This is a genomic window from [Actinomadura] parvosata subsp. kistnae, from assembly GCF_900323885.1.
Taxonomy (GTDB): Bacteria; Actinomycetota; Actinomycetes; order Streptosporangiales; family Streptosporangiaceae; genus Nonomuraea; species Nonomuraea composti.
Window position 1 is genome coordinate 828,669 of record NZ_OOHJ01000018.1, and the last position, 25,642, is coordinate 854,310.

Below are 25,642 nucleotides of genomic sequence, written 5' to 3' on the forward strand. Positions count from 1 at the left end.
CGAGAGTCACATGGGATAGCGTATGAGCATGAGATTCGTGGACCGGCACCATACGGGTACACGCCGCTGGGTGGCTGAGGCCATACGCAAGGTCGAGGCCGACGCCAACCGTAGTTGCGACACACATCTGCACGTCTTTCCGCTGCCCTCGCACTGGGGTGTAAACCTCTACTTGAAAGACGAGTCGGTGCACCCGACAGGTTCACTCAAACACCGCCTGGCCCGCTCCCTATTCCTCTACGGCCTGGCCAACGGCTGGATCGGCCCGTCCACGACGATCGTCGAAGCCTCCAGCGGCTCCACCGCGGTCAGCGAGGCGTACTTCGCCCGCCTGCTCGGATTGCCGTTCATCGCGGTGATGCCGGCGGCCACGTCGCCGGAGAAGATCCACCTCATCGAGTTCTACGGCGGCAAGTGTCACCTGGTCGACGACCCCGGCGCCATCTACGACGAGTCGCACCGCCTGGCCGCCGAGACCGGCGGCCACTTCATGGACCAGTTCACCTACGCCGAGCGGGCCACCGACTGGCGCGGCAACAACAACATCGCCGAGTCCATCTTCTCCCAGCTCTCCCTGGAGCCCCACCCCGAGCCGGCCTGGATCGTGGTCGGCGCCGGCACCGGCGGCACCTCCTCCACCATCGGCCGCTACATCCGCTACCGCCGCCACGCCACCCGCCTGGCCGTCGTCGACCCGGAGGGCTCGGCCTTCTACCCGAGCTGGACCTCGGGCGACGTCTCCGTCACCGCGCCCGGCTCGCGCATCGAGGGCATCGGCCGGCCCCGCGTGGAGCCCTCGTTCCAGCACACGGTCATCGACCGCATGATCGCCGTCCCCGACGCCCGCTCGATCGCCGCCATGCACTGGACCCGCGAGGTGACCGGGCTCGACGTCGGCGGCTCCACCGGCACGAACATGGCGGCCTGCGTCGAGCTCATCCAGGAGATGCGCGAGGCGGGCGAGCAGGGCAGCATCGTGACCCTCGTGTGCGACAGCGGCGACCGCTACAAGGGCACCTACGGCAACCCGGCCTGGCTGGCGGACCAGGGCCTGGACATCGAGCCGCACCTGGCGGAGCTGCGCGCCTTCCTGCCCGGCTGAACCCCCCATTTAGGTAAGGCGATCCTAAACTGGCATACTTCACCAGGATCAGGGATTGCGGAGGAGGAGCCGGGTGAGCGCAACCGCCGTCGCCCCGCGCCCGCACGGCCTCCGCCGGCGCCGCCTCACCGTCCTGCTCGCCCTGCTCGCCGCCGTGGCGGTCGCGGTCGTGCTGAGCGTCACGATCGGCTCCAAATCCGTGCCGCTCGCCGACGCCTGGCACGCGCTCACCGCCCCGACCGGCACCGAGAACGACATCGTCATCCGCTCCCTGCGCCTGCCCAGGACCGCCCTGGGCATCCTCGCCGGGCTCGCGCTCGGCGTGGCCGGCGCGCTCATGCAGGGCCACACGCGCAACCCGCTCGCCGACCCCGGCCTGCTCGGCGTCACGCAGGGCGCCGCGTTCGCGATGGTCTCCTCGATCATCCTGCTCGGCGCCTCCAGCCTGCTCACCTCCATCTGGTACGGCCTGGCGGGCGCGCTCGTGGCCAGCGTGGCGGTCTTCGCGCTCGGCATGGCCGGCGGGAGAGGCGGCCCCACCCCGGTCACGCTGGCGCTCGCCGGCACCGCCGTCAGCGCCCTGCTCTACGCACTGACCTCGACCATCGTGCTCCTCGACGAGCAGGCCATGGACGTCTTCCGCTTCTGGCAGGCCGGCTCGATCGCCTCCAGGGGCGCCGACGTGGCCTGGCAGGTGCTCCCGTTCGTCCTGGCCGGGCTGGTGCTCGCCGTGGCGAACGCCCCCGGGCTCAACGCGCTCTCCCTCGGCGAGGACGTCGCGCGCGGCCTCGGCCAGAACGTCTCCAGGACCAGGGCGGTCGGCGTCGCCGCCGTCACGCTCCTGTCGGGCGCGGCCGTCGCCGCCTGCGGCTCGCTGGCGTTCGTCGGGCTCATCGTGCCGCACCTGGCCCGCCCGCTGTCGGGCACCGACCACCGGTGGCTGCTGCCGTTCTCGGGGCTGATCGGCGCGGCGCTGCTGCTGGTCGCCGACGTCGTCGGCCGCGTCGTGGCCCCGCCGGGCGAGCTGGAGGTGGGCGTGGTGCTCGCGCTGCTCGGCGCCCCGTTCTTCGTCGCCCTGGTCCGCCGCAGAAAGCCGGTACGCCTGTGACGACTCTCCGCACGTCCACGGTGTCCTGGAGGGTACGGCCGCGCGCCGTCGCGCTCACCCTGACCGGGCTCGTCCTGCTCGCCCTGCTCATGGCCCTGGACATGCGCATCGGCGAGATCGAGATGACGCTGCCCGAGGTGCTGACCGGCACGTTCGACGTCAACAGCGCCGCCCACTTCGTCATCATGGAGCTGCGGCTGCCCCGCGCGCTCACCGGCGCCCTCGTCGGCGCCGCCCTCGCGCTGTCGGGCGCCATCATCCAGTCGATCGCCCGCAACCCGCTGGCCAGCCCCGAGATCCTCGGCGTCACCACGGGCGCCTCCGTCACCGTCGTGGCCGGCCTGGTGCTCAGCGGCAGCGCGTACGGCACCGTCAGCGGCCTGCTGGCCACCCTCGGCGTCCCCGCGCTCGCCCTGCTCGGCGGGCTGCTCGGCGCCGCGATCGTGTACGGCCTGGCGTGGCGGCGCGGCCTCGACGGCTACCGCCTGGTGCTGGTCGGCATCGGCGTGGCCGCCGTGTTCACCAACGTCAAGTTCTGGCTGCTGACCGTCGGCGACATCAACGACACCGCCCGCGCCATGGTCTGGATCAGCGGCTCCCTGAACGGGCGCGGCTGGGAGCACGTCGTCCCCACGGCGCTGGCCCTGGCCGTGCTGGTGCCGCTCACCCTGCTCGGCACCCGCTCGCTCGACGCCCTGCGCTTCGGCGACGACACGGTCACCGCGCTCGGCGTCCGCGTGAACCCGGCCCGCGCCCTGCTGATCCTGGCCGCCGTGCTGCTGGCCGCCGTGGCCACCGCGTCGGCCGGGCCGATCGCGTTCGTGGCCCTGGCCTCTCCGCAGATCGCGCTGCGCCTGGTCCGCTCGGGCCGGCCGCCGCTGCTGTGCTCGGCGGTCGTCGGCGCCGTGCTCACCACGGCCGCCGACCTGATCGCCAGGACCGTCTTCTCCCCCGTCGAGCTGCCCGTCGGCATCGTCACGGCCGTGCTCGGCGCCCCGTACCTGATCCACCTGATCTGGAGGTCGCGCAAGTGAGACTGCAGGCAGCCGGCGTCAAGCTCGGGTACGGCGACCGCCTCATCGTGGACGGGCTCGACCTCGGCATCGAGGCCAGCACGGTCACCACCATCATCGGGCCGAACGGCTGCGGCAAGTCCACGCTGCTGCGCGCGCTGGGCCGGCTGCTCAAGCCGCAGGGCGGCGAGGTGCTGCTGGACGGCAAGCGCATCGACCGCATCCCCACTCGGGAGGTGGCCAAGGTCCTCGGCGTGCTGCCGCAGGCGCCGTCCGCCCCGGAGGGCCTGACCGTGGCCGACCTGGTGGCGCGCGGGCGGCACCCGCACCAGACGTGGTACCGGCAGTGGTCCTCCGACGACGAGGGCGCGGTCGCGGCGGCCCTCGACATGACGGGCCTGTCCGACCTGGCGGAGCGGCCGCTGGAGGAGCTGTCGGGCGGGCAGCGGCAGCGCGCCTGGATCTCCATGGCGCTGGCCCAGGGCACGGACCTGCTGCTGCTCGACGAGCCGACCACGTTCCTCGACCTGGCGCACCAGGTGGAGGTGCTGGAGCTCGTCCGGCACCTGCACGAGGCGGCCGGGCGTACGGTCGTCATGGTCCTGCACGACCTCAACCTGGCCGCCCGCTACGCCGACCGGCTGGTCGCCATGCGCGCCGGTCGGGTGGTCGCCTCTGGCACGCCGCACGAGGTGCTCACCGAGGGCCTGCTGCGGGAGGTGTTCGAGCTGGACGCCAAGGTCATCGCCGACCCGGTGGCGGGCACCCCGCTGGTCGTCCCGATCGGCCCGCTCCCCCGCGACTAGATGATTGATTCCTAGGGGTATCGGGATCAATGGTCGTAGGCGGTCAGTGATCGGGCGATGGGCTGGCCGGTCTTGTCGTTGTGCCAGATCAGGCTGGTCAGGGCAGGGATGCGGATGATCACGCGGATGGTGGCGCCCGCGGGGGTGCGTCCGCTGTGGCGTTCGAGGTCGAGCTCTTGAAGGTCTGGTTGATCGATTCGATGGTCTGGCGCAGCGGTTTGAACAGGTGCGCGCCCGGGCGCGGGGGCTCGCCCTTGCGGGCTTTGCGCAACAGGTGCACTCCTTCGGCGGCCAGGGTGTGCTCGAGGTCGCGACCGTAGTCCTGCATGTCGGCGATCAGGTTCTGACCGTGATGGCACGGCAGCAGATCGAGGTCGGCTTGGAGCATGCCCAGGAGGGTGGTGCGCTCGTCGGTCTTGGCGCCGGTCAGGGCGAAGGCGACGGGCAGCCCGCCCGAGGTGCACAGCACGTGCGGGCGTAGCCCCCAGAAGAAACAGGTGCACCACCAGGCCGGTGGCGGCACGCAGGCGCTTGTTGTTGCCGGATTGGCCGGGCAGGTAGGGGAACAGGCCGCTCAGGTGGGCGCGGGCGTAGCGCGGCCGGCGCCGCTCGGAGGTGAAGCCGAGCAGCGCCGACAGCACCGCCAGGGTGACCGGCTCGGCGTCACTCAGCTGCGGTTGCAGCCCGGTCCGAGGTCGTTCGGGCGCCAGATCCGGGAAGCGATCAGTTGATCGTCGATCTTCACATGCAGTGCTGTCGCGAGGGTGTTCCGTTCTTTCGTCACAAATTGATCTTGGACACCCTCGCTGCATACCCGCAGGCAATCGCTGAACCGCAGCCCTTGGAATCAATCATCTGGCCGGGTGCCCGGCTTGTCGATGACGTGGCCGGCTGCGAGTAGGTGGTCCGGTATACCTGCCGGGTAGACGGCGAGTCGCGGAACATGGCGGCTTCCGCCTCAAGGTCTCGGCTCCATCCCGTCGAACAGGGCTTGGAGTATGCGATCGATGTAGTCGTGGGTCACGGGCTCCTGGGTGATCAGGAATCTGAAGTACAGGGGACCGGACAGGATCGCCATGGCCAGGTCGAGATCGAAGTCGGGCGAGATCTGCCCCTGCTCTTGGGCCGCCTTGAGGCGGGCGAGGGTCTTTTCCTCCTGCGGGCGGATGAAGCGTTCGTTGAGGCTGGCGGCGACCGCGGGATCGTGCTGAGCCTCGCCCACCAGGGCTTGGTAGAGCGGGCCCCATGGTGGGGTGCCCAGCAGGTCGACTGTTCCGTGGATCTGCCGGCGCAGGTCGGCCATGATGTCGCCGGTGTCGGGATAGTCGAGTACGGGCTCGTTCAGCGTCAGGAGCGAGTCGTGGAACAGCAGGCCTTTTGAGGGCCAGCGGCGGTAGATCGTGTGCTTGCCGACGCCGGCGCGGGCGGCGACCGCCTCGATGCTGAGTTTGGCGTAGCCGACCTCTCGGGCCAGGTCCAGCGTGGCCCGCATGATCGTTTCCGTCCGTTTGTCATAACGAGGAGCGCGGTGGTCGGTCATGCCGCCACCTTATCGGAACGGCACGGGCCGTGTTGACACAGGCGCATCCGCTGGTCCACGCTGTCCCTGCCCGGCACAGACCGTGCCGTGCCGGTAGGCATATGACCCCGCCATGGAGAACGGAAGGACATCATGAGCAAGGTTTGGTTCGTCGCCGGTTCTTCGCGCGGCCTGGGCCGCACCTTCGTCGAGGCCGCCCTGTCGCGCGGCGACAAGGCGGCCGCGACCGCCCGCAACCCCAAAGCCTTGACGAGCTGGTCGCCACCTATGGCGAGGCCGTACTGCCGCTGGAGCTGTGGACGTGATCGACAACGCCGCCGTCTTCGAGAGCGTGAAGCGGGCCAGGCAGCACTTCGGCCGTCTCGACGTCATCGTGAACAACGCCGGCCACGCCCAGGTCGGCGCGGTCGAGGAGCTGCGAACCCTGCTGACGAGCCCCTCTCATCACACAGCGGGAAGCTCGGACCAGACATGACGACCCCATCACGCTCCCAGGTCGTGTCGGGCTCACATCGTGCCGATGACGAGGTTCTTGCGGGCGGTTTCGAGAGGGAAGTCATGAAGATCTTCAAAAGCGGCAGCGCCGTAAGGAAAGGACGGTGATCATGCGTGTGTTCGTGGCGGGCGGTACTGGTGTTCTCGGCCGCCGTCTCGTGCCGCAGCTGGTGGCACGGGGCCATCAAGTGACGGCGACGGCGACCAACGTGGCCAAGCTGGCCCTGCTGGAGAAGATGGGCGCCGACGGGATCGTGATGAACGGGCTCGACGCCAGGTCGGTCGGCGAGGCGGTCGCGACGGCGCAGCCGGACGTGATCGTGCATCAGATGACCGCGATCTCGGGCAAGCCTGACTTCAAGAACTTCGACCGCTGGTTCGCCACCACCAACCGGCTGCGTATCGAGGGCACCGATCATCTGCTGGCCGCCGCCGAAGCGACCGGCGTAGCGCATGTCGTGGCGCAGAGCTACGCCAGCTGGAACGGCATCCGCCAAGGCGGATGGGTCAAGACCGAGGAGGACCCGCTCGACCCTACGAGCACAGGCCAGGGAGCGGCGGCGATCCGTCATCTTGAGAAGGCCGTCATCCACGCGGGTGGCGCGGTTTTGCGATATGGCGCGTTGTATGGGCCCGGCGCCACCGACGATCAGGTCGAACTCGTACGCAAGCGGCAGTATCCGGTCGTCGGCAGCGGCGGCGGCTACAGCTCCTGGGTACATCTGGACGACGCCGCGAGCGCCACCGTCCTGGCCGCGGAGCAGAAGGCGACCGGCGTGTTCAACATCGTCGACGACGAGCCGGCCCCGGCGCGCGAGTGGCTGCCCTACCTGGCCGCGTGCGCGGGAGCCAAGCCGCCGATGCGGGTCCCCGTCTGGCTGGCGCGGATCTTGGCCGGGGAAACGGCGGTGACGATGATGACGCAAGGGCGCGGCTTCTCCAACGCCAAGGCCAAGCGGGAGCTCGGATGGACGCTGCGATACCCGTCGTGGCGAAAGGGCTTCAAGGAGGAGCTGGCATGAAGACACAGGTTCTGGTTCTCGGCGCGGGTTACACGGGCATGATGGCGGCGCTCGGCGTGGCGCGCCGCACCCGTGACGCGCAGGTCACCCTGGTCAACCCCACCGACCGCTTCGCCGAGCGACTGCGGTCGCACCAGGTCGCGGCCGGGCAGACGCTCGGTGACTATCGCATTCCGGCGCTCGTGGCGGGCACGGGGGTGCGGTTCGTCCAGGGCCGGGCGACCCGCATCGACACCTCCAGAAGGCGAGTGCTCGTCGCAGACGTCGAGCTGCCTTATGACATCCTCGTCTACGCGATCGGCAGCTACACCCCGCCCGTCGAGCACGCCTTCACCATCAGCGACCCCGGGCTGCCGGAGTTCCTGCGCCATGCGACGGGCACCTTTACGGTATGCGGCGCCGGTCTGACCGGCATCGAGGCCGCAACCGAGATCGCCGAGGCGTACCCCCACCTGCACGTGCGTCTGGTCAGCCAGGGTGAGCCCGGCGCGATGATGGGCCCGGCGGCACGCGCCCACATGCACAAAGCGTTCGACCGGCTTGGCATCGAGGTCCGCACCGGCGTGAGCGTCGCCAAGGTGCTGCCCGATGCGATCGACCTCGGCGGCGGCGAGCTGCTGCCCACCGACGGAACGCTCTGGACGACCGGAGTCGCCTACGCGCCTTTGGCCGCCTCGGCGGGGATCAGCACCGACGAGGCCGGGCGGATCGTGGTGGACCAGGCCCTGCGCTCGGTGTCGCATCCGTCCGTCTACGCGGTCGGGGACGCGGGGGCGATCCGGCAGTCCTATGGGGTGATCCACGGTACGTGCCAGAGCGGCATCCCCATGGCTGCCCACGCCGCGCAATCGATCGTCCGGCAGGTGCGGGGCAAGCAGCCGCGCCCGTTCCGTTTCGGCTACTGGCATCAGCCGGTTTCGCTCGGACGAAAGGATGCGGTCATTCAGTTCACCTACCCCGATGACACGCCGCGTCGCTGGTATCTGAAGGCGAAAGCCGCGATCCGCTACAAGGAGGCGGTCAGCAGCAGCCCGCTGAAGTTCTACCGCATGTCAGTCCCGCTGCCGGCGCGGATGCTCGGCATGACCGGCGGCCGCCGCAACAAGCTGCCCAGCTGATTGCGCATCCGGGAAATCGCCATGATTTCCCGGATGCCGTGCGTCCAGAGCTACGGCCCCGATCGACACGTCCATGCGGTGTCGAACGCCAAGGCGAAGGCCGAACCGGGATGGACCTCCCCGCTGCCCAGCTACCGCGAAGGCGTGCACGCGCCACGGAACTGAGGACAGCTGGACCGACCAGGGTGCCGGCACGGGCGATCGGCTTGCGGCAGGCCGGCGATGGCCTTGCCGACCAGTTCCTCAGAATGGCCCAGGCCGTACACCGCGGCGGTGTCGATCCAGTTGACGTCCGCGTCCAGCGCGTGGCGGATCGCAGCGATCGACTCGGCGTCGTCCGTCGCGCCCCAGCTGAAAGTCCAGCCCGAGCCCGACACGGCCCACGAACCGAAGCCCAACCGGGTGATCTCCATGCCGGTACGGCCAAGCATGACAGTCATGGGTGATGCGCTCCCCGTGAATCGGAATGCCGGAACCGTTCCGGCGGATTCCACTCCGGCGTTCCACGCGAGGTCAGGCAGTGCCCGGCGCTGCCTAGGCATGCCATGACCAGGCATACCTACAATCAGGAAATAATCGGACATATGACCTTCGACCGACACGCCGAGCTGGGTGAATTCCTCCGATCGCGCCGCGCCCGGCTTCGCCCCGAGAAGTTCGGCCTGACCTCCTACGGACGGCGGCGCCGGGTCCCCGGATTGCGCCGCGAGGAGCTGGCGCAGCCGGCCGGGGTCAGCGTCGACCACTATGTCCGTCTGGAGCAGGGACGCAGCCTGCAGTTCTCGGCGGAGGTCCTGGACGCGGTGGCCAAGGCCCTGCGCCTACTTAGCCGGCCCGGTGGGGATCCTCCCGGGTGCCGGACAGCGCCCGGCGGACGTCCTCGTCCTCGGGGGCCAGCTCCGCGGCCCTGAGCAGGTCCTCGCGCGCCTGCCCGGGCAGCCCCGCCGCCTGGTACACCAGCGACCGGTTGAACAGCAGCTCGGCCGTCTCCGCCAGCTTCAGCGCCCGCGTCAGGTCCCCCAGCGCGCCCTCGTGGTCGCCCCGCTCGAACGCCAGCTCCGCCCGCCCCGCCCACGCGGCCACCAGCTCGGGATCGAGCTCCAGCGCCTCGTCGAAGGCCATGCGCGCCTCCGGGTAACGCTCCTCGGCCAGCTCCACCTGGCCCAGCACGCACAGCAGGTACGGGTCGCGCGGCGCCAGCTCCAGCCCCCGCTCCACGTCCTGCCGCGCCCGGGGATAGTCGCCGGCCGCCACGTGCAGACCGCAGCGGTTGACGTACGCGGGGGCGAACTCCGGGTCCAGCTCCAGCGTGTGGTCGAGGTCGGCGCGCGCCCCGTCCAGGTCGCCGGCGGCGTAGCGCACCTCGGACCGGTTGTAGTACGCCTCGGGGAAGGGCGGGCTGAGCCGCATGACGGTCTCGTAGTCGGCCAGTGCCTCCTCGTCGCGCCCCAGCTCGTGCAGCAGGTTGCCCCGGTCGAGGTAGTAGTCGGGGTAGCCGGGGTCGATCTCGATGGCTCGCGTGTAGTCGGCCAGCGCCGCCTCCGGCTGCCCCGCCATGGCCTGGAGCTGGGCCCGGTTGGCGTACAGGACGAGCCGGTGCACGGGGTGCTCCTCGCCCAGGCCGGCGGCCAGCTCGACGGCCCGCGCGACCAGCTCCATGGCGGCGTCGCGGCGGCCCCTGCGCACCTCCACCAGCGCCTTGCCGTTGAGGTCGAAGCCCAGGTGGAAGGCCCGCTCCCGGGGGTCGGGCAGCAGCGAGGTGATCGTGACGGCCTCGTTGATCCAGGCCAGCGCCTGCTCGGGGTCGCGTTGGGCGTGGTCGTGGTGGCGGACGAGGATCATGGCCGTGGCGTAGGCGGCGGTCGCGCGGTGCTTGGGGTCGGTGCTGAGGCGCCGGAGCCGGTCGTAGAGCTCGCGGGCCTCCTCCTCGCGCCCGACCGCCTCCAGGGACGAGGCCACCCGGTGCAGCAGGCGCTGCCAGCGCTCTGGCTCGTCCTCGTACGCCAGCCCGCGCAGCACCTCGAGCCCCGACTCGGCCATGGCGTGGTGGAAGCCCTCGTCGCGGTACCGGTCGAAGTCGGCGGGCAGCGGCCCCGCGCCCGGCCGGGACGGCCCCTCCTCGATGGTCAGCAGGCCGGGGTCGATCCTGCGCCGCAGCACGGCGACCAGCTCGGTGTCGGTGTGGTCGGCCTCGCCGAGGTTCGTGACGTGCAGGGTGAGCGGCCCCGACCGGCTCAGGCAGTCGCGGATGAGCTCGGCCAGCCCGTTGGCGATGCGTAAGCTGCGCCGCACGCCCGGCACGAGCACCCGCTGCTCCCTGGGCAGCGTGTCGGCCAGCGACCGGCGGCGTAAGGGCACTCTGTCTCTCAGGTGCGGCGCGGCCGCCCTGATCTCGATGTCGTGCGCGGCGACCAGCTCGGGCCGGTGCTCCAGCTCGGCCGGGACGAGGTGGCCGAGCAACGCGGCGGCCAGAGTGTACGGGCCGCCGATGCGGCGATCCGCGTCGATGAAGATCGTGTCCACGCGGTCCCTCTCCCGTGGTGAGGCAGGGCCGACGCACCATCCTGACACGCCGGCCCGGTGGGCCGAACCCGTCCCCGCACGCGCGGCTCGCGCGTGCGGGAACAAGCGAACTAGGCGCTGTGGCGGGGCGCGGCTCCGGCGCTCGGCTTCACGGTGCCGGGCTTGTGAACAACGATCTTCTTCATGAGCGGCCTTTCACGTTCAAGCGGGACCGAACGATCAAATGACCGATACATGTCAACACATTGAAAAGTCGCCGATCAAGGTCTCATCTGGTAAGGCACATTTCAGTAGCCTTCGGGCCAGCCCTACTCGCCGAGGATCGCGTCGACGAACACCTCGGGGTCGAACGGCGCCAGATCGTCGGGCCCCTCGCCCAGCCCCACCAGCTTGACCGGCACGCCCAGCTCCCGCTGCACCGAGATGACGATGCCGCCCTTGGCGGTGCCGTCGAGCTTGGTCAGCGCGATGCCCGTGATGTTGACCACCTCGGCGAACACCTGCGCCTGCCGCATGCCGTTCTGGCCGGTGGTGGCGTCGAGGACCAGCAGCACCTCGTCGACCGTGGCCTTCTTCTCGATGACCCGCTTGACCTTGCCCAGCTCGTCCATGAGGCCGGTCTTGGTGTGCAGGCGGCCGGCCGTGTCGACGATCACGACGTCGACCTTCTCCTCGATGCCCTTGGCCACCGCGTCGAACGCCACGGACGCCGGGTCGCCGCCCTCGGGCCCGCGCACGGTGTCGGCACCCACCCGCTCGCCCCAGGTCTGGAGCTGGTCGGCGGCGGCGGCACGGAAGGTGTCGGCGGCGCCGAGCACCACCTTCTTGCCGTCGCCGATCAGGGAGCGGGCCAGCTTGCCGGTGGTGGTGGTCTTGCCGGTGCCGTTGACGCCCACGACGAGCACGACCGCCGGCCGCTCACCGTGCTTCCGCACGTGCAGCGTACGGTCGAGGTCGGGGTTGACCTGGGCCAGGAGCTGCTCCCTGAGCAGGCCGCGCACCTCGTCCTGGGTGCGGCTGCCCAGCACCTTCACCTTCGTGCGCAGCTCCTCCACCATGGCGCGGGTCGGCGCGACGCCCACGTCGGCGGTGATCAGGCTCTCCTCGATCTCGTCCCACACCTCGTCGTCGAGGCGGTCGCGGGACAGCAGCTCCAGCAGCCCGCGCCCCAGCGCGTTCTGCGAGCGGGCCAGGCGCGAGCGCAGCCGCACCATCCGGCCCGCGGACGGCGGCGGAACCTCCACCTGAGGCTCGACGACGACCGGCTCGGCGGGCTTGACCGGCGGCGGGGGCAGCGTGGTGGTCGCGCCCTCGGCCTCCTCGCCCGCTCCGGCGGGCCGCTTCTCCTCCTCGGGAAGCACGGGGGCCTCTGGCGGCTTGACCGGCGGGGCCGCCTTACGGCCCGGCCTGAACAGCAGGAAGAGACCGCCGGCCGCCAGCAGGGCGACGACGGCCACGATCACGATGACGCCGAGGTAACCATCCACAAGATGTCAGTTTTCCAGATCGACCACCATGGTCACGCACAAGGCCACACCGACCAGGCGAACTTCCCGCCCGCCACCCACCCGCTTCTCGCCGCCGACCAGGCGGACATCCCAGCGGCCGGTCAGGCGTTCTCGCGCTCCCTGAGCCGCTGGCTGACCACCTGCGTCACGCCGTCGCCGCGCATCGACACGCCGTAGAGGGCGTCGGCGATCTCCATCGTGCGCTTGTTGTGGGTGATGACGATGAGCTGTGAGCTCTGTCTCAGCTCCTCGAACAGCATGAGCAGCCGCTGCGTGTTGGTGTCGTCGAGGGCCGCCTCGACCTCGTCCATGACGTAGAACGGCGACGGCCGCGCCTTGAAGATCGAGATCAGGAACGCCACCGCCGTCAGCGACCGCTCGCCGCCCGACAGCAGCGACAGCCGCTTGACCTTCTTGCCCGGCGGCCTGGCCTCGACCTCGATGCCGGTGGTCAGCATGTCGCCCGGGTCGGTCAGCACCAGCCGGCCGTCGCCGCCGGGGAACACCCGGCCGAAGATCTGCTCGAACTCGCGGGCGACGTCCTCGTACGCCGAGGCGAACATCTGCTCCACCCGGTCGTCGACCTCCTTGACCACGGTCAGCAGGTCGCGCCGGGTCTTCTTGAGGTCTTCGAGCTGGGAGTTGAGGAACGAGTGCCGCTCCTCCAGCGCCGCGAACTCCTCCAGCGCCAGCGGGTTGACCTTGCCGAGCTGGTTCATCTGCCGCTCGGCCGCCCTGGCCCGCTTCTCCTGCTCCTCGCGCACGTACGGGACGGGCGGCTCGCCCGGCACCGGCACCTCGGGGCCGTACTCGGCGACCAGCGCCTCGGCCTCGACCCCGAACTCCTCCAGCGCCCGCTGCTCCATCTGCTCCAGCCGAAGCCGCTGCTCGGTGCGGGCCACCTCGTTGCCGTGCACGCGGTTGACCAGCTTGTCGAGCTCCTGGCCCAGCTCGCGGACGCGCAGGCGGACCTGCTTGAGCTCGGCGTCGACCGCCACCCTGGTCAGGTCGGCCTCGTCGCGCTCCCTGGAGGCGAGCTCGACGGACGCCGCGAGCGCCTGCAGCACCTGCTTGGCGCCCTTGCTGACGGCCTCGGCCAGCGCGGCCTGGCGCCTGCGCCGGACGCGCTGAGCGGCCGCCTGGGCGCGTTCCTCGCGCTCCCGCCTGGCCGCCCGCAGCAGGCCGTCGGCGCGGCCCTCGATGCCCTTGACGCGCTCCTCGGCGGTGCGCACCTGGAGGCGGGTGTCCATCTCGCGCTGCCTGGCGGCCTCCACGGCCGCCGCCAGGTCGTCGCGCAGGTCGGTGGTCGGCTCGGACTCCAGCTCCTGGGCGTACTCGGCCTCGGCCAGCCGGATCTCCAGCTCGGCCAGCTCCTCCTGGCCCTCCGTGCGGGCCTCCTCCGCCTTGGCGACGCTCCTGGCCAGGCGCTCGGCCTCGTCGCGGGCGGCGTTGGCGGCGGCCTCGATCTGGGCCAGCCGTCTGGCCGCGGCGGCGTTGCGCTGGTCGGCCTCCCGCTGGCGGGCCCTGACCTGGTCGAGGGCGCCCTGGGCGGCGCTCACCCCGGCCTGCGCGGTGGTGACGGCGCTCTGCGCCTCGCTGACGTGGGCCTGCGCCTGCTCCAGCGCCGTCTGGGCGGCCTGCTCGGCCTCGATCGCCTCGTCGAGGGCGACGGCGCTCGCCTCGGCCCTGGCCTCGGCCTCCTCCAGGTCTCTGACGGCCTCGTCGAGCGCGGCCCGCACCTGGAGGACGGACGTGCCCCCTTCGGCCCCGCCGGTGGCCACGTGGGCGCCGACGAGGTCGCCCTCCTTGGTGACCGCCCGCAGCTCGCGATGCCGCTCGACCACGGCCCTGGCCTTGTCCAGGTCGTCCACGAGCACGACGTCGGCCAGCACGTGCTCAAGGGCAGGGCGCAGATGGTCGGGCACCGTCACCAGGTCCGCCACCCACCGGCCGTTGCCCGGCGCGGCCGCGCGGGCGCCCCCGGCCCCGCCGTGCCCGCCGTGCCCGCCGCCGGCGACCAGCAGCGTGGCCTGGCCCGACCCTTGCGTACGCAGCAGCTCGAGGGCCTCCACGGCCGTGTCGAGGGTCTTGACGGCGATCGCCTCGGCCACCGGGCCCAGCACGGCCGCGACGGCCACCTCGGCGCCGGGCGTGACCTGCAGCGAGGCGGCCAGCGGCCCCAGCATCCCGCCCAGGTCGGCATCCAGCAGGGCGGCCCCTCCGTCACCCTTGGCCAGGCCCAGCTCCAGGGCGTCGCGGCGGGCGGCCAGCGCCGCCACCGCGCGCTGCGCCTCCTGGTCGGCGGCGCGGGCCGTGCTCACGCCCGACTTGGCGGCCTGCAGCGCGGCGCGCGGCGCGTCGAGGCCGGACTTGGCCTCCTCCAGCGCGGCACGCGCCTCGTCGGCGACCGCCCTGGCCTCCTCGACCGCGGCCTGCGCGGCGGCCAGCTCCTCGGCCAGCGCGGGATCGGCGGCGGGCGCCTCCAGGCGCTGGGCCTCAAGGTCTTCCCTGGCCTGGCGCTCGCGGGCGCCGGCCTCGGCCACGGCCTGCTGGAGCCGGCCGATCTCCTCCTCGGCGGCACGGGCGCGGCTGCGTACGGAATCGACCCGGCCGCGCAGCTTGGCCAGGCCCTCGCGGCGGTCGGCGGCGGCCCTGGCGGCCAGCGCGAGCCGCTGCTCCTCGGCGCTCAGCTCGGCCTCGGCCTCGGCGCGCCGCTGGACGGCCTCCTCCAGCAGCTCGTGCGCCTGCTCCAGCTCGGCCTTGAGGATGAGCTCCTGCTCGCGCACCTCGGCGGCCTCGCGTTCGAGGTCTTCGGGGTCGCGGCCGCGGCGCTCGATGGCGGCGGCGTCGAGGGCGTGGCGGTGGCGCTCGGTGGCGAGCTGGTCGAGGCCCGTGATGCGCTCGCGCAGCGAGGACAGCCTGAAGTACGTCTCCTGGGCGGCGGCCAGGCGCGGCTGGGCCTCGGCCTCGGCGGCCTCAAGCGCGCTCTCGCGCTGCTGCGCCTGCGCCAGCTCGGCCTCCACCTGCTGCCGCCTGGCGGTGATCGCGGCCTCGTCGGCGGCCTCGCGCTCCAGCGTGGCGCGCAGGATGCACACGTCGTCGGCCAGCAGCCGCAGCCGCGCGTCGCGCAGGTCGGCCTGGATGACGGCGGCCTTGCGGGCGATCTCGGCCTGGCGGCCGAGCGGCTTGAGCTGGCGGCGCAGCTCGGTGGCGAGGTCTTGGACGCGCGTCAGGTTCGCCTGCATCGCGTCGAGCTTGCGCAGCGCCTTCTCCTTGCGCTTGCGGTGCTTGAGGACGCCCGCGGCCTCTTCGATGAAGGCCCGCCGGTCTTCGGGGCCCGCGTGCAGCACGGCGTCGAGCTGGCCCTGGCCGACGATCACGTGCATCTCGCGGCCGATGCCCGAGTCGGACAGCAGCTCCTGGATGTCGAGCAGGCGGCAGGTGTCGCCGTTGATCGCGTACTCGCTCTGCCCCGACCGGAACATCAGCCGGCTGATCGTGACCTCGGTGTAGTCGATCGGCAGCGCGCCGTCGGAGTTGTCGATGGTCAGCGTCACCTCGGCGCGGCCCAGCGGGGGCCGGGAGGAGGTGCCGGCGAAGATGACGTCCTCCATCTTGCCGCCGCGCAGCGACTTGGCGCTGTGCTCGCCCATGACCCAGGCCAGGGCGTCGACGACGTTGGACTTGCCGGAGCCGTTGGGGCCGACGACGCAGGTGATGCCGGGCTCGAAGCGCAGCGCGGTGGCCGAGGCGAAGGACTTGAAGCCGCGCAGGGTGAGGGTCTTGAGATACAAGCGCGACCCCCTTCTCCTGAACGGACCTTGAACAGACCTCGGAAAAGCCTACTGGTCCTGGCCGCCCCGCGCGGGCATCCACGTCGGGGCGGGGGAAGGGTGAATTCTGGGCAAATAACAAGGGACGCCTCTTCGAGACGTCCCTGGATCTTGCGCTCCGATCACTCTCAGGTGAGTGCCGGCTCGCGCTCCTGCACGCGGCTTAGCGCCTCGTCGCGGGTTTGCGCTGCAAGAGCGTCATTCGTGGCCTGAAGTCGGATGAGTTCTGCCTCCAGATCCCGGATACGCTGCTGCAGGCGGCGCATTTCCGAGACCATCCGAGGGTCAGGACCGCCGACGTGGCCGAGTAGAGCCTTCGCCATGGTAAAGGGTCCTCCACGCTGAGTGACCAGACTGGTTCGCGCACTTCTATTCCGCGGGAGGGGTGCGCGTGGTACCTAACAAGAGTCGCACCGGCAGTGTGGGCGGTCAAGTCGAACGAACCGCTGCGCCCTACTGATGGGCACTCCCGACATACAACTATACCCTATTTGGGCGGTTTGGCGAAACGTGCTACCTCTCCATGAACCCGGCCAAACTACCTCGGGGTTCGCTCCACCGTTCCACTACTCCATCCACCCTTCCCGGCGTGTCGCAACCCCTGAGCAGCTCCAGCAGGTTGACGCACGCCGCCCGCGGCCCCTCCGCGACCACCTCCACGCGGCCGTCGTCGGTGTTGCGCGCCCAGCCCACCAGACCGAGCTCCAGCGCCCGCGCCCGCGTCCACCAGCGGAAGCCCACGCCCTGCACCCGGCCGCGCACCCAGGCCGTCAGCCGAACGTCCTCGCCGCTCCCCGCCATCACATCCCCTTCACGCCACCAGCTCCATGGCCGACTCACGCTCCGCCGCCTCGTTGAACGCCCTGATGGCGGCCGTCTCCCTGGCCCGCACCCAGGCCAGGCCCAGGATCGACGGGGGCAGCCCGGTGACGGGCACGAAGCGGAGGTCGGGGCGCACGAGTTGGTCGGCGGTGGGCGTGCAGAACACCATCCCACCCCGGTTCAGCGCCACCTGAGTCAAGCCCTCCTGCGTGGTCGCCACCCTACCGGCCAGGGGAATCGGACGTCCGGAAGGGGTCACGGAGGGTGCGATCCGCTCGTGCCACATGCGCGGCGCCGGCCCGTCAAGCCCGATCAGCGGGACGGAGGCCAGCTCCTCCGCCGAGATGCGCGCCCGCCCCGCCAGCGGATGGCGCACGGACAGGCCGAGCCGGTGCGAGACGTGGTTCAGCGCCGAGCCGGTGGCCAGGTCCGGCTCCGCCAGCGGCAGCAGCGTGAACGCGATGTCCACCAGCCCCGCCCGCAGCTTCGTGAACGGGTCCGCCAGGGTGATCTCCACCAGCTCGACCGCGCATCCGGGGTTGCGCCGCTCGAAGGCCCGCACGCTGCCCGTCACGACGTCCGTCGGCGTGGCCAGGAACCCGACCCTGATCACCCCCGTCACCTCGCGCGCCGCCGCCTTCGCCCTGGTCACGGCCTGCGCCATGCCGTCGTAGGCGGGCCGCAGGTCGGCCAGGAACCGCTCGCCGAGCGGGGTGAGCCGCACCCGCCTGCTCGTCCGGTCGAAGAGCCGGCCGCCGATCCTGGTCTCCAAGGCACGCAGGAGCTGGCTCACCCGTCCCGGCGACAGGTAGAGCCGCTCGGCCGTACGCGCGAAGTGCAGCTCCTCGCTGAGGACGACGAAGCACTCCAGCTCCCTGAACTCCATCCGGCACCTCCGATCGCTTAGCCCACCTAAAGCAAGCCTTCGGAGTTCGTCATTGTTCCCGCAGGCCGGCCTCAAGAGGCTGAGTCGCATGACGATGACAGATGTTCAGGTGAGGGCGCGGTGGCTGGCCGTGACCTCGGTCGCGATCGGCACCTTCACCATCGTGACGAGCGAGATGCTGCCCGTGGGCCTGCTGACCTCGATCGCCGGCGATCTCGGCATCTCGGCGGGCACGGCCGGGCTGGCCATGTCGGCCCCCGGGCTGGTGGCCGCGGTCGCCGCCCCCGTGCTGGCGGTGGGCGCGCGCCGGGTCGACCGGCGGCTCATCCTGATGGGCCTGATGGCGTTGCTGGCGGTGGCCAACCTGGCGGGGGCGATCGCGCCCGACGCCACGGTCCTGCTGGCGGCCAGGGTGCTGACCGGGGTGAGCATCGGCGGGTTCTGGGCGTTCGCCGCCGGTCTGGGGCCACGGCTGGTGCCCGAGCGGTCGGTCGGGCGGGCCACGTCGATCATCCTGGGCGGGGTGTCGGTCGCGTCCGTGCTGGGAGTGCCCGCGGCGACGTTCGTGTCGTCGTTCGCGGGCTGGCGCAGCGCGTTCGTGGCGACCGGCGTGCTGGCCCTGGCGTTGCTCGCGGTGCTGGCGGCGACCCTGCCGCCGCTGAAGCCGTCCCTTGAGCCGGAATCATCCCCTACGCCGGAAAAGCGCTCCTCGTGGTTCTCAGGGCCCCTCAGGGTCATCCTGGTGCTGACCGCGCTCACCGTCGCCGGCCACTTCGCCGCCTACACCTACGTCCGGCCGTTCCTGGAGCAGGTCGCGCACGCCGGCCCCGCCCTCGTCAGCACCGCACTCCTCCTGTACGGCGCCGCGGGCGTCGCGGGCAACTTCGTGGCCGGCGCGCAGGCCGCCAGGAACCCCCGGGCCACGCTGATCGTCCGGGTCCTGCTCATGGCGGTGCCGATGATCGCGCTCGTGACCACCGGGCTGCCCGCCCTCATCCCGCTCGTCGTGTGGGGGTTCGGCTACGGCGGCGTCGGCGTGACGCTGCAGCTGTGGATCATGCGCTCCGGCGGCGGCGAGCTCAGCACCGCGCTGTTCGTGTGCTCGTTCAACCTGTCCATCGCGCTCGGCTCGTTCGCCGGCGGGCGGATCGCCGACGCGCTGCCGGTCTCGGCGGTGATGTGGGCCGGAGCCGCGCTCACCCTGCTCAGCGCGGCCGTCGCTGGCATCGCGGGCAGGAGTAGGACGAGCGGTTCATGAACGCCTCACGCCTGATCGCGGTGCCGCAGCGGGAGCACGGCAGGTCGCGCCGGCCGTACACCTCCAGCGAGCGCTCGAAGTACCCGCTCTCGCCGTTGACGTTGACGTACAGGCTGTCGAACGACGTGCCGCCCTGCTCCAGAGCCGCCCCCATGACCGTGCGCACGGCGGCCAGGAGCTCGGCCACCTTCGGCCGGGTCAGCGTCTCCGTGGGCCTGGCCCAGTGGAGCCTGGCCAGCCACAGGGCCTCGTCGGCGTAGATGTTGCCGACGCCGCTGATCAGCGACTGGTCGAGCAGCGCCCGCTTGATCTCGGTGCGCCTGGCCCTGAGCCTGCGGGTGAACTCGGCCTCGTCGAACGCCGCCTCGAACGGGTCGGGCGCGATGTGCGCGATCGGCTCCGGCACGCCATTGACCAGCGGGCTCAGCATGACGTGGCCGAACGTCCGCTGGTCCACGAAACGCAGGTCGGGGCCGCCGTCGGCGAAGCGCAGGCGGACCCGCAGGTGCTTCTCCGGCGGCGCGTCCTGCGGCACGACCAGCAGCTGGCCGCTCATCCCCAGGTGGGCCATGAGCGCCTCATTGGCGCCCGACAGCGGCAGCCACAGGTACTTGCCGCGGCGCTCGGCGGACAACACCGCGCGGCCCTTCAGCCGCGCGGTGAACTCGTCGGCGCCGGGCACGTGCCGCCTGATCGCGCGCGGGTGCAACACCTCGGCGGAGGCGATCTCGCGGCCGATCACCCACTGTGCGAGGCCGCGCCTGACGACCTCGACCTCCGGCAGCTCAGGCACATGGCCTCCTCGGGTACGTAACTCTCACCCCACGGGAACGCCCGGAGGGTTCGCACCCCTTCCGGCGCTCAGCCCGCGGGCTGGCTCTCGCGCTGCTCGCGACGGGCCCTGATGCGGGTCCACGCCGCCTCGGCCGCCTGCTGCTCGGCCTCCTTCTTGCTGCGCCCGGTGCCCGACCCGTAGGACTCGCCGCCGACCCGCACCATCGCCGTGAACGACTTGGCGTGGTCGGGGCCGCTCTCCTCCACGTGGTATTCGGGCACGCCGAGCGCCTCGGAGGCCGTCAGCTCCTGCAGCGAGGTCTTCCAGTCGAGCCCCGCGCCCAGCGAGGCCGAGCGCACGATCAGCGGGTCGAACAGCAGGTGCACCACCCGGAACGCCTCGTCGAGGCCCTTGTCGACGTAGATCGCGCCGATCAGCGCCTCAAGGGTGTCGGCCAGGATGGAGGACTTGTCGCGCCCGCCGGTGCCCTCCTCGCCCCTGCCCAGCCGCAGGAACCGGCCCAGCCCGAGCCCCCTGGCGACGTCGGCCAGGGCACGCATGTTGACCACCGCCGCACGCAGCTTCGCCAGCTGGCCTTCCGGCAGGTCGGGGTGGTTGCGGTAGAGGGTGTCGGTGACCACCAGGCCCAGCACCGAGTCGCCGAGGAACTCAAGGCGCTCGTTGGTGGGCAGGCCACCGTTCTCGTAAGCGTAGGAGCGGTGCGTCAGCGCGCGCTCCAGGATGTCGGGGTCAAGACCGACCGACAGGACCCGCTCCAGCTCGTCTCTGGCGACCTCCACGGCCACCGGCTTCGGACCTGCGCCCACGTGCTTCCTCCTCGGACATCTTCCTATGGCGCGCCGACTGCGGAAGATGCCCGAAAACGTGGTGGGCGTCGGGGTAACACGTTAGCCCCGGCGTCCACCACGGCCGCGGGCGAACCGCCGCCGCACGCATCTGAGACGGTAACGCCGACCGAGGCACTTTGGCACCCGGTCGGCATCACGTCAACTGCTTCAGAATCAGGCGGACGGCTCGATGACCTGACGACGGTTGTAGGTGCCGCAGGTGGGGCACGCGATGTGCGGCTGCTTGGGCGAACGGCACTGCGGGCAGCTCACCAGGGCGACAGCAGTCGTCTTCCACTGGGAGCGACGGGCGCGGGTGTTGCTCCGCGACATCTTTCGCTTCGGGACGGCCACGTCACTTCTCCTGATCGTTATCTTTGTCGGTAATCAGACCTTGCAACGACGCCCAGCGGGCGTCGATCTTCTCGTGCCGGTGATCGTCGCCGGCCTCGGCCAGCTTGACCCCGCACTCCGTGCAGAGCCCCGCGCAGTCTTCACGGCAGACGGGGCTCAACGGCAGTGCGAGCACCACCGCGTCGCGGAACGTCGGCTCGAGGTCGAGCAGCTCGCCGTCGAGCAGCGAATCCTCCTCCGAGGCGTCCTCGTCGGAGTAGAAGAACAGCTCCTGCAGATCGACCTCGATCTCCGAGGAGACCGGATCGAGACACCGCGCGCACTCCCCGGCCAGCGGGGCCTGCGCCGTGCCCGAGACGAGCACGCCTTCCATCACTGCTTCGAGCCGCAGATCCAGCTCGACTTCGGCGTCTTTGGGGACACCGATCATGTCGACGCCGAGATCCGCCGGTGCCGGGAGGGTCAGGGTCATCTGCCGCATCGTCCCTGGCCGCTTACCCAGGTCATGAGTGGAGATCACCCACGGGGAGCGGGGGTCGAGGTGCTGAGTCATCCTGCTCTCGCTAGGCATGGCGAAAACGATCGCCGTCGTACAAGGCCGAAATGAAAGGATAGCAGCTCGCGCTCAGCCCCTGAGCCGCTCGACGAGCAGCTTGTGCACGAGATCGGGCACCAGGCCCGAGACGTCCCCACCATACCGGGCGATCTCCTTCACCCGGGAGGACGACAGGAACGAGTACTCGGGGTTCGTCGGCATGAACAGCGTCTCGACCCCCGACATGCGGTAGTTGAGCTGCGCCATCTGCAGCTCGTAGTCGAAGTCGCTGACCACCCTGATGCCCTTGACGATGGCGGGGATGTCGTTCTGCCTGCAGAAATCGACCAGCAGGCCGTGGAACTTCCGCACCTTGACGTTCGGAAACTCCTTGGTCACGGTCTGCAGGATCTCGATCCGTTCGTCAACGGTGAACAGGCTGCTCTTCTCGACGTTGATGAGGACTGCCACGGTCACCTCGTCGTACAGCCGTGCGGCACGGCCGATGATGTCGAGGTGGCCATTGGTGATGGGGTCGAACGACCCCGGGCAGACTACGCGGCGCAAGACGCCTCCCAGGTCTACGGGTTCCCGGCGGCGCGACCGTACCAAACGGACGCTTCGCCATAACGACGGACCCTCTCCTCAACGTAGCCTTCAGGCCACACCAAGGGCTTTCCCCTGCTTTCCCTCTCGAACGCCACCAAAGCCTCATCCGCCAGCCAGCCGTTGTCCCGCAGCAACGCCAGCACCACCTGAACGTCGTCATCCGCCACCGCGTACGGCGGATCCGCGAACACGATCCCGAACGGCCCTGTGCTCTTCGCCGGCACCCCGTCCGAAGCCTTCGCCGGCACCCCGTCCGAAGCCTTCGCCGGCACCCCGTCGGGAGACTTCGCCAGCATCCGCTCCACCTTGTCGGCCACCACACGGGCCCCGTCGAGGCCGAGCGCCGCCACGTTCGCCCTGATCGTGCGCACCGCCTTCGGATCCGACTCCACCAGCACCGCCTCGGCCGCCCCCCGAGACAACGCCTCCAGCCCGACGGCGCCGGAGCCGGCGTACAGGTCGAGGACGCGGGCGCCGCGGAGTCCGTACAGTGAATCCAGCGTCAAGAGGATCCCTTCCCTGGCCCTGTCGCTCGTCGGCCTCGTGCCGCGCCCCGGCGGCACGGCCAACCGCCGCCCACCTGCCACGCCTGCGATGATCCGCGTCATGTGACCCATTGTTCCGCATGTTCGCCCAGGTCAAGAGTGGACAAGTGTCTGCCTCGACTACGCAAGGGTGATTCACATCGGGGGGCCGGGGCCGCAAGATGATGACTGCGGCCTTCAAGGTGACCCACGTGAAGGCCGACCGGCGTGATCGTGAGCCCTTCCGCACGCCGGTTCCCTCGGCACCTGACCCGAGGGTGGGCCCAGCCGGGGACGGCATTCGGGGGGAGGCCGTCCCCGCGGCTGGGCATCATTCAAGATCACCTTCTTTTACGGCACAGCCAAGGTCACCGCCACCCACCGCACGTGGCCGAGGACCTCCAGGAAGACGCTCACAGACCCGCACGTGGCCGGCCCCCGCAACGGCGCCCCTTCCCCATCCGCGTGGTCCTCTCCCCCATCCGCGCAGTTTCTTGGTTGGACCATCCGCACAGCTCACCACCCTGAGCACCGCCCACCTTGCGCCGACCCCCACCGCACACCATCCCGCCGCACCGGCGCCCCAATCCAGCCCAGTGCAGCGCCCTCGCCCCGAAACGCCACCTCGCTGCACCGGCGCCCCGGTGCCCCGACACGCGGCGCGGCCCGGGGCGGCCGTGGGGCGTGCGGCGACGGCACACCCCGCCTCCAGCCGCCCGTCCAGCCGCCCGTCAGGTCTTCTCCAGGTACTCCGCTCGTTCGTCCGCCAGCAGGCGCTCGATCTCAGCGCGCAGCCCCTCGTGCCGCGCCAGCTCAGGGTCCGATTCCAGCAGGGCCGCCGCTTCCTCGCGGGCCGTGGTGATGACGTCCTCGTCCCTGAGGAGTTGCAGGAGCTTGAGCGACGAGCGTTTGCCTGACTGCGCGGCCCCCAGGACGTCGCCCTCCCGCCGCTGTTCCAGGTCGACCCGCGACAGTTCGAAGCCGTCGAGGGTGGTGGCCACCGCGTCGAGGCGGGCGCGGGCGGGGGTGCCTTCGGGGAAGTCGGAGACCAGGAGGCAGAGGCCGGGCAGGCCGCCGCGGCCGACGCGGCCGCGGAGCTGGTGGAGCTGGGAGACGCCGAAGCGGTCGGCGTCCATGATGATCATGACGGAGGAGTTGGGGACGTCGACGCCGACCTCGATGACGGTCGTGGCCACGAGGACGTCGAGCTCGCCCCGCGTGAACGCGCGCATGATCGCGTCCTTCTCCTCGGGCGGGAGCTTGCCGTGCAGGGTGGCGACGCGCAGGTCGTGGAAGGGCCCCTGGGTGAGCAGTTCGGCCACGTCGAGGACGGCCAGCGGGGGCCGGCGTTCGTCGTCGGAGGAGGCCCCCGCGAGGTCTCCCTCGTCGCCCTCCAGGTCGCCGATACGCGGGCACACGATGTACGCCTGCCGCCCCAGCGCCACCTCCTCCCTGACCCGCTGCCAGGTGCGTTCGAGGTAGTGGGGCTTCTCGGCGGCGGGGACGACGTGGGTGGTGATGGGGGCGCGGCCGGAGGGGAGCTGGGAGAGCGTGGAGACCTCGAGGTCGCCGAAGACGGTCATGGCGACCGTGCGCGGGATCGGGGTGGCGGTCATGACCAGCACGTGCGGACGCCCGCCGCCCGCCTTCTCGCGCAGCGCGTCGCGCTGCTCCACCCCGAACCGGTGCTGCTCGTCGACCACGACGAGCCCCAGGTCGGCGAACTGCACGTGCTCCTGGAGCAGCGCGTGCGTGCCGACGACGATGCCGGCCGTGCCGGAGGCGGCGTCGAGCAGGGCGGCGCGACGGGCGGCGGCGCCCATGGAGCCGGTCAGCAGCGTGACGGCCGTGCCGCCGAACATGCCGCCCTGTGCCAGGTCGCCGAGCATGTTCGTGATCGAGCGGTGGTGCTGCTGGGCGAGCACCTCGGTGGGCGCCAGCAGGGCCGCCTGCCCGCCGGCGTCGACGACCTGGAGCATCGCGCGCAGCGCCACGACCGTCTTGCCCGCGCCGACCTCGCCCTGCAGCAGCCGGTGCATGGGGTGCTCGCGCGCCAGGTCGGCGGCGATCTCCTCGCCGACCTGGGCCTGGCCTTCGGTGAGCGAGAACGGCAGGCGCGTGTCGAAGTCGGCCAGCAGCCCGTCGGGGCGCCGCGGCCTGGGCTTGGCGGGCCACGCGGTGGCGGCCTGGCGCCGCTGGAGCAGCACGGCCTGCAGCACGAACGCCTCGTCGAACTTCAGCCGCGCCCGCGCCCGCCCGATCTCCGCGAAGTCCTTCGGCCGGTGGATGGCGACCAGCGCCTCGCCGAGGTCCTGGAGCCCGTGGCGGGCGCGCAGGGTCGCGGGCAGCGGGTCGTCGAGCGGGCCGAGGGTGTCGAGCACCATGCCGATGGCGCGCCTGATCGCCCACGGCGTCAGGTCTTTGCCCGCCGGGTAGATCGGCACCGGCGCCGCCGCGAACTCCTCCGCGCTCGCCTCGCCCTCCTCGAACAGCTCGAACTCGGGGTGCGCGAGCTGCCAGCGCGGGTTCGTACGGGAGCCGAACAGGCCCACCTTGCCGGCGAACATCCCGCGCCGGCCCGGCTTGAGCCGCGACTCGGCCACGTGCGAGCCCTTGCCGAAGAACGACAGGTAGATCCGGCTGCCGTTGCCGTCGACGACCTCGACCTCCAGCCACGTGCCGCCGCGGTTGCGCATGGGCTTGCGCATCAGCCGGGTCACCTCGCCGACCACGGTGACGTGCTCGTCGACCTCCAGCGCGTCGAGCGAGGTCAGCTCGCCGCGTTCGGCGTAGCGGCGCGGGTAGTGGCGCAGCAGGTCGCCGACCGTCTCCAGGCCGAGCACGCTGTGCAGCAGCTTGGCGGTCTTCGGGTCGAGCGCCTTCGTCAGAGGCTCGTCGAAACGGCTCACGGCAATAAGTTCTACCGCTTGCCGCCGACAGGAATCCTCAGCCGGCACGCGGTC

Annotated in this window: 23 protein-coding genes and 2 pseudogenes; 9 read left to right on the forward strand and 16 right to left on the reverse strand. The window is 71.1% G+C overall.

The genetic code is table 11. The features are described 5' to 3' along the window. Nucleotides 1-28: 28 nt before the first annotated feature. From KIS93_RS23845 to KIS93_RS23860, 4 genes are all read left to right on the forward strand, one after another. Nucleotides 29-1,102, forward strand: coding sequence for a PLP-dependent cysteine synthase family protein (locus KIS93_RS23845; RefSeq protein WP_080047546.1), 1,074 nt, complete (start codon nt 29-31; stop codon nt 1,100-1,102). 73 nt (nt 1,103-1,175) lie between these two features. Beyond that, nucleotides 1,176-2,210, forward strand: a complete 1,035-nt coding sequence (locus tag KIS93_RS23850; RefSeq protein WP_080045563.1) for a FecCD family ABC transporter permease — start codon at nt 1,176-1,178, stop codon at nt 2,208-2,210. A 20-nt stretch (nt 2,211-2,230) separates the two neighbouring features. Further along, the gene (locus KIS93_RS23855) at nt 2,231-3,244 is read left to right on the forward strand and encodes a FecCD family ABC transporter permease (RefSeq protein ID WP_246005358.1); all 1,014 of its coding nucleotides are present in this window, start codon (nt 2,231-2,233) and stop codon (nt 3,242-3,244) included. Further along, nucleotides 3,241-4,029 carry an ABC transporter ATP-binding protein gene (locus KIS93_RS23860; protein WP_155129184.1) on the forward strand — a complete coding sequence of 263 codons (789 nt, stop codon included), beginning with the start codon at nt 3,241-3,243 and terminating at the stop codon, nt 4,027-4,029. The genes KIS93_RS23855 and KIS93_RS23860 overlap by 4 nt, the downstream gene beginning before the upstream one ends. A gap of 26 nt (nt 4,030-4,055) precedes the next feature. On the opposite strand, the pseudogene KIS93_RS69090 reads toward KIS93_RS23860, so the two are convergent. Together KIS93_RS69090 and KIS93_RS23870 are read right to left on the reverse strand one after the other, a co-directional pair. Then, nucleotides 4,056-4,813: pseudogene (locus tag KIS93_RS69090) on the reverse strand (transposase). 174 nt (nt 4,814-4,987) lie between these two features. Beyond that, on the reverse strand, nt 4,988-5,569 hold the full coding sequence (locus KIS93_RS23870; RefSeq protein WP_080045562.1) for a TetR/AcrR family transcriptional regulator: 582 nt from the start codon (nt 5,567-5,569) through the stop codon (nt 4,988-4,990). A gap of 301 nt (nt 5,570-5,870) precedes the next feature. On the opposite strand from KIS93_RS23870, the gene KIS93_RS65590 reads away from it, so the two are divergent. The 3 genes from KIS93_RS65590 (at nt 5,871) to KIS93_RS23885 (ending at nt 8,204) form a co-directional block, all read left to right on the forward strand. Beyond that, nucleotides 5,871-6,044, forward strand: a complete 174-nt coding sequence (locus KIS93_RS65590; protein WP_230465825.1) for an SDR family NAD(P)-dependent oxidoreductase — start codon at nt 5,871-5,873, stop codon at nt 6,042-6,044. Between the two features lie 130 nt (nt 6,045-6,174). After that, a complete protein-coding gene (locus KIS93_RS23880; protein ID WP_080047543.1) occupies nt 6,175-7,086 on the forward strand; it encodes an NAD-dependent epimerase/dehydratase family protein in 912 nt (303 codons plus the stop codon). After that, on the forward strand, nt 7,083-8,204 hold the full coding sequence (locus tag KIS93_RS23885) for an NAD(P)/FAD-dependent oxidoreductase (RefSeq protein WP_080045561.1): 1,122 nt from the start codon (nt 7,083-7,085) through the stop codon (nt 8,202-8,204). The genes KIS93_RS23880 and KIS93_RS23885 overlap by 4 nt, the downstream gene beginning before the upstream one ends. A gap of 131 nt (nt 8,205-8,335) precedes the next feature. Here KIS93_RS23885 and KIS93_RS68410 read toward each other — a convergent pair whose 3' ends face one another. Further along, on the reverse strand, nt 8,336-8,788 hold the full coding sequence (locus KIS93_RS68410; protein ID WP_335673903.1) for an aldo/keto reductase: 453 nt from the start codon (nt 8,786-8,788) through the stop codon (nt 8,336-8,338). On the opposite strand from KIS93_RS68410, the pseudogene KIS93_RS23895 reads away from it, so the two are divergent. Then, a pseudogene (locus KIS93_RS23895) lies at nt 8,750-9,028 on the forward strand (helix-turn-helix domain-containing protein); the annotation flags it as partial. The gene KIS93_RS68410 and the pseudogene KIS93_RS23895 overlap by 39 nt on opposite strands. Nucleotide 9,029: 1 nt before the next feature. Here KIS93_RS23895 and KIS93_RS23900 read toward each other — a convergent pair. The 6 genes from KIS93_RS23900 to KIS93_RS23925 all read right to left on the reverse strand — a co-directional run bounded on the left by KIS93_RS23900 (nt 9,030) and on the right by KIS93_RS23925 (nt 17,776). Continuing rightward, nucleotides 9,030-10,727: a tetratricopeptide repeat protein gene (locus KIS93_RS23900; RefSeq protein WP_080045560.1), complete on the reverse strand. Its 1,698-nt coding sequence runs from the start codon at nt 10,725-10,727 to the stop codon at nt 9,030-9,032. 308 nt (nt 10,728-11,035) lie between these two features. Continuing rightward, nucleotides 11,036-12,214, reverse strand: coding sequence for a signal recognition particle-docking protein FtsY (ftsY, locus tag KIS93_RS23905; RefSeq protein WP_080045559.1), 1,179 nt, complete (start codon nt 12,212-12,214; stop codon nt 11,036-11,038). 122 nt (nt 12,215-12,336) lie between these two features. Further along, nucleotides 12,337-16,029 carry a chromosome segregation protein SMC gene (smc, locus tag KIS93_RS23910; protein WP_080045558.1) on the reverse strand — a complete coding sequence of 1,231 codons (3,693 nt, stop codon included), beginning with the start codon at nt 16,027-16,029 and terminating at the stop codon, nt 12,337-12,339. Between the two features lie 167 nt (nt 16,030-16,196). After that, entirely contained in the window at nt 16,197-16,391 is a 195-nt protein-coding gene (locus KIS93_RS23915) for a hypothetical protein (RefSeq protein ID WP_043618321.1), read from the reverse strand. A 190-nt stretch (nt 16,392-16,581) separates the two neighbouring features. Continuing rightward, complete coding sequence (locus KIS93_RS23920; RefSeq protein ID WP_080047542.1) at nt 16,582-16,869, reverse strand: acylphosphatase; 288 nt, start codon at nt 16,867-16,869, stop codon at nt 16,582-16,584. Between the two features lie 10 nt (nt 16,870-16,879). Continuing rightward, the gene (locus KIS93_RS23925) at nt 16,880-17,776 is read right to left on the reverse strand and encodes a LysR family transcriptional regulator (protein WP_080045557.1); all 897 of its coding nucleotides are present in this window, start codon (nt 17,774-17,776) and stop codon (nt 16,880-16,882) included. A gap of 88 nt (nt 17,777-17,864) precedes the next feature. On the opposite strand from KIS93_RS23925, the gene KIS93_RS23930 reads away from it, so the two are divergent. Further along, nucleotides 17,865-19,034, forward strand: a complete 1,170-nt coding sequence (locus KIS93_RS23930; protein WP_080045556.1) for an MFS transporter — start codon at nt 17,865-17,867, stop codon at nt 19,032-19,034. Here the strand turns inward: KIS93_RS23930 and mutM are convergent. The 7 genes from mutM to recG all read right to left on the reverse strand — a co-directional run bounded on the left by mutM (nt 18,982) and on the right by recG (nt 25,588). Beyond that, complete coding sequence (gene mutM, locus KIS93_RS23935) at nt 18,982-19,827, reverse strand: bifunctional DNA-formamidopyrimidine glycosylase/DNA-(apurinic or apyrimidinic site) lyase (RefSeq protein WP_080045555.1); 846 nt, start codon at nt 19,825-19,827, stop codon at nt 18,982-18,984. The genes KIS93_RS23930 and mutM overlap by 53 nt on opposite strands. Before the next feature lie 68 nt (nt 19,828-19,895). Beyond that, nucleotides 19,896-20,615, reverse strand: coding sequence for a ribonuclease III (rnc, locus tag KIS93_RS23940; RefSeq protein ID WP_080045554.1), 720 nt, complete (start codon nt 20,613-20,615; stop codon nt 19,896-19,898). Between the two features lie 216 nt (nt 20,616-20,831). After that, nucleotides 20,832-21,011: a 50S ribosomal protein L32 gene (gene rpmF, locus KIS93_RS23945; RefSeq protein WP_033409409.1), complete on the reverse strand. Its 180-nt coding sequence runs from the start codon at nt 21,009-21,011 to the stop codon at nt 20,832-20,834. A 1-nt stretch (nt 21,012) separates the two neighbouring features. Further along, nucleotides 21,013-21,582 (reverse strand): YceD family protein, encoded by a 570-nt coding sequence (locus KIS93_RS23950; protein WP_080045553.1) that lies wholly within the window; start codon nt 21,580-21,582, stop codon nt 21,013-21,015. 54 nt (nt 21,583-21,636) lie between these two features. Next, nucleotides 21,637-22,113, reverse strand: a complete 477-nt coding sequence (gene coaD / locus KIS93_RS23955; protein ID WP_080045552.1) for a pantetheine-phosphate adenylyltransferase — start codon at nt 22,111-22,113, stop codon at nt 21,637-21,639. A gap of 14 nt (nt 22,114-22,127) precedes the next feature. Beyond that, nucleotides 22,128-22,763 (reverse strand): RsmD family RNA methyltransferase, encoded by a 636-nt coding sequence (locus KIS93_RS23960; RefSeq protein ID WP_080045551.1) that lies wholly within the window; start codon nt 22,761-22,763, stop codon nt 22,128-22,130. A gap of 647 nt (nt 22,764-23,410) precedes the next feature. Further along, nucleotides 23,411-25,588 (reverse strand): ATP-dependent DNA helicase RecG, encoded by a 2,178-nt coding sequence (gene recG / locus KIS93_RS23965; RefSeq protein ID WP_080045550.1) that lies wholly within the window; start codon nt 25,586-25,588, stop codon nt 23,411-23,413. Nucleotides 25,589-25,642 lie beyond the last annotated feature (54 nt).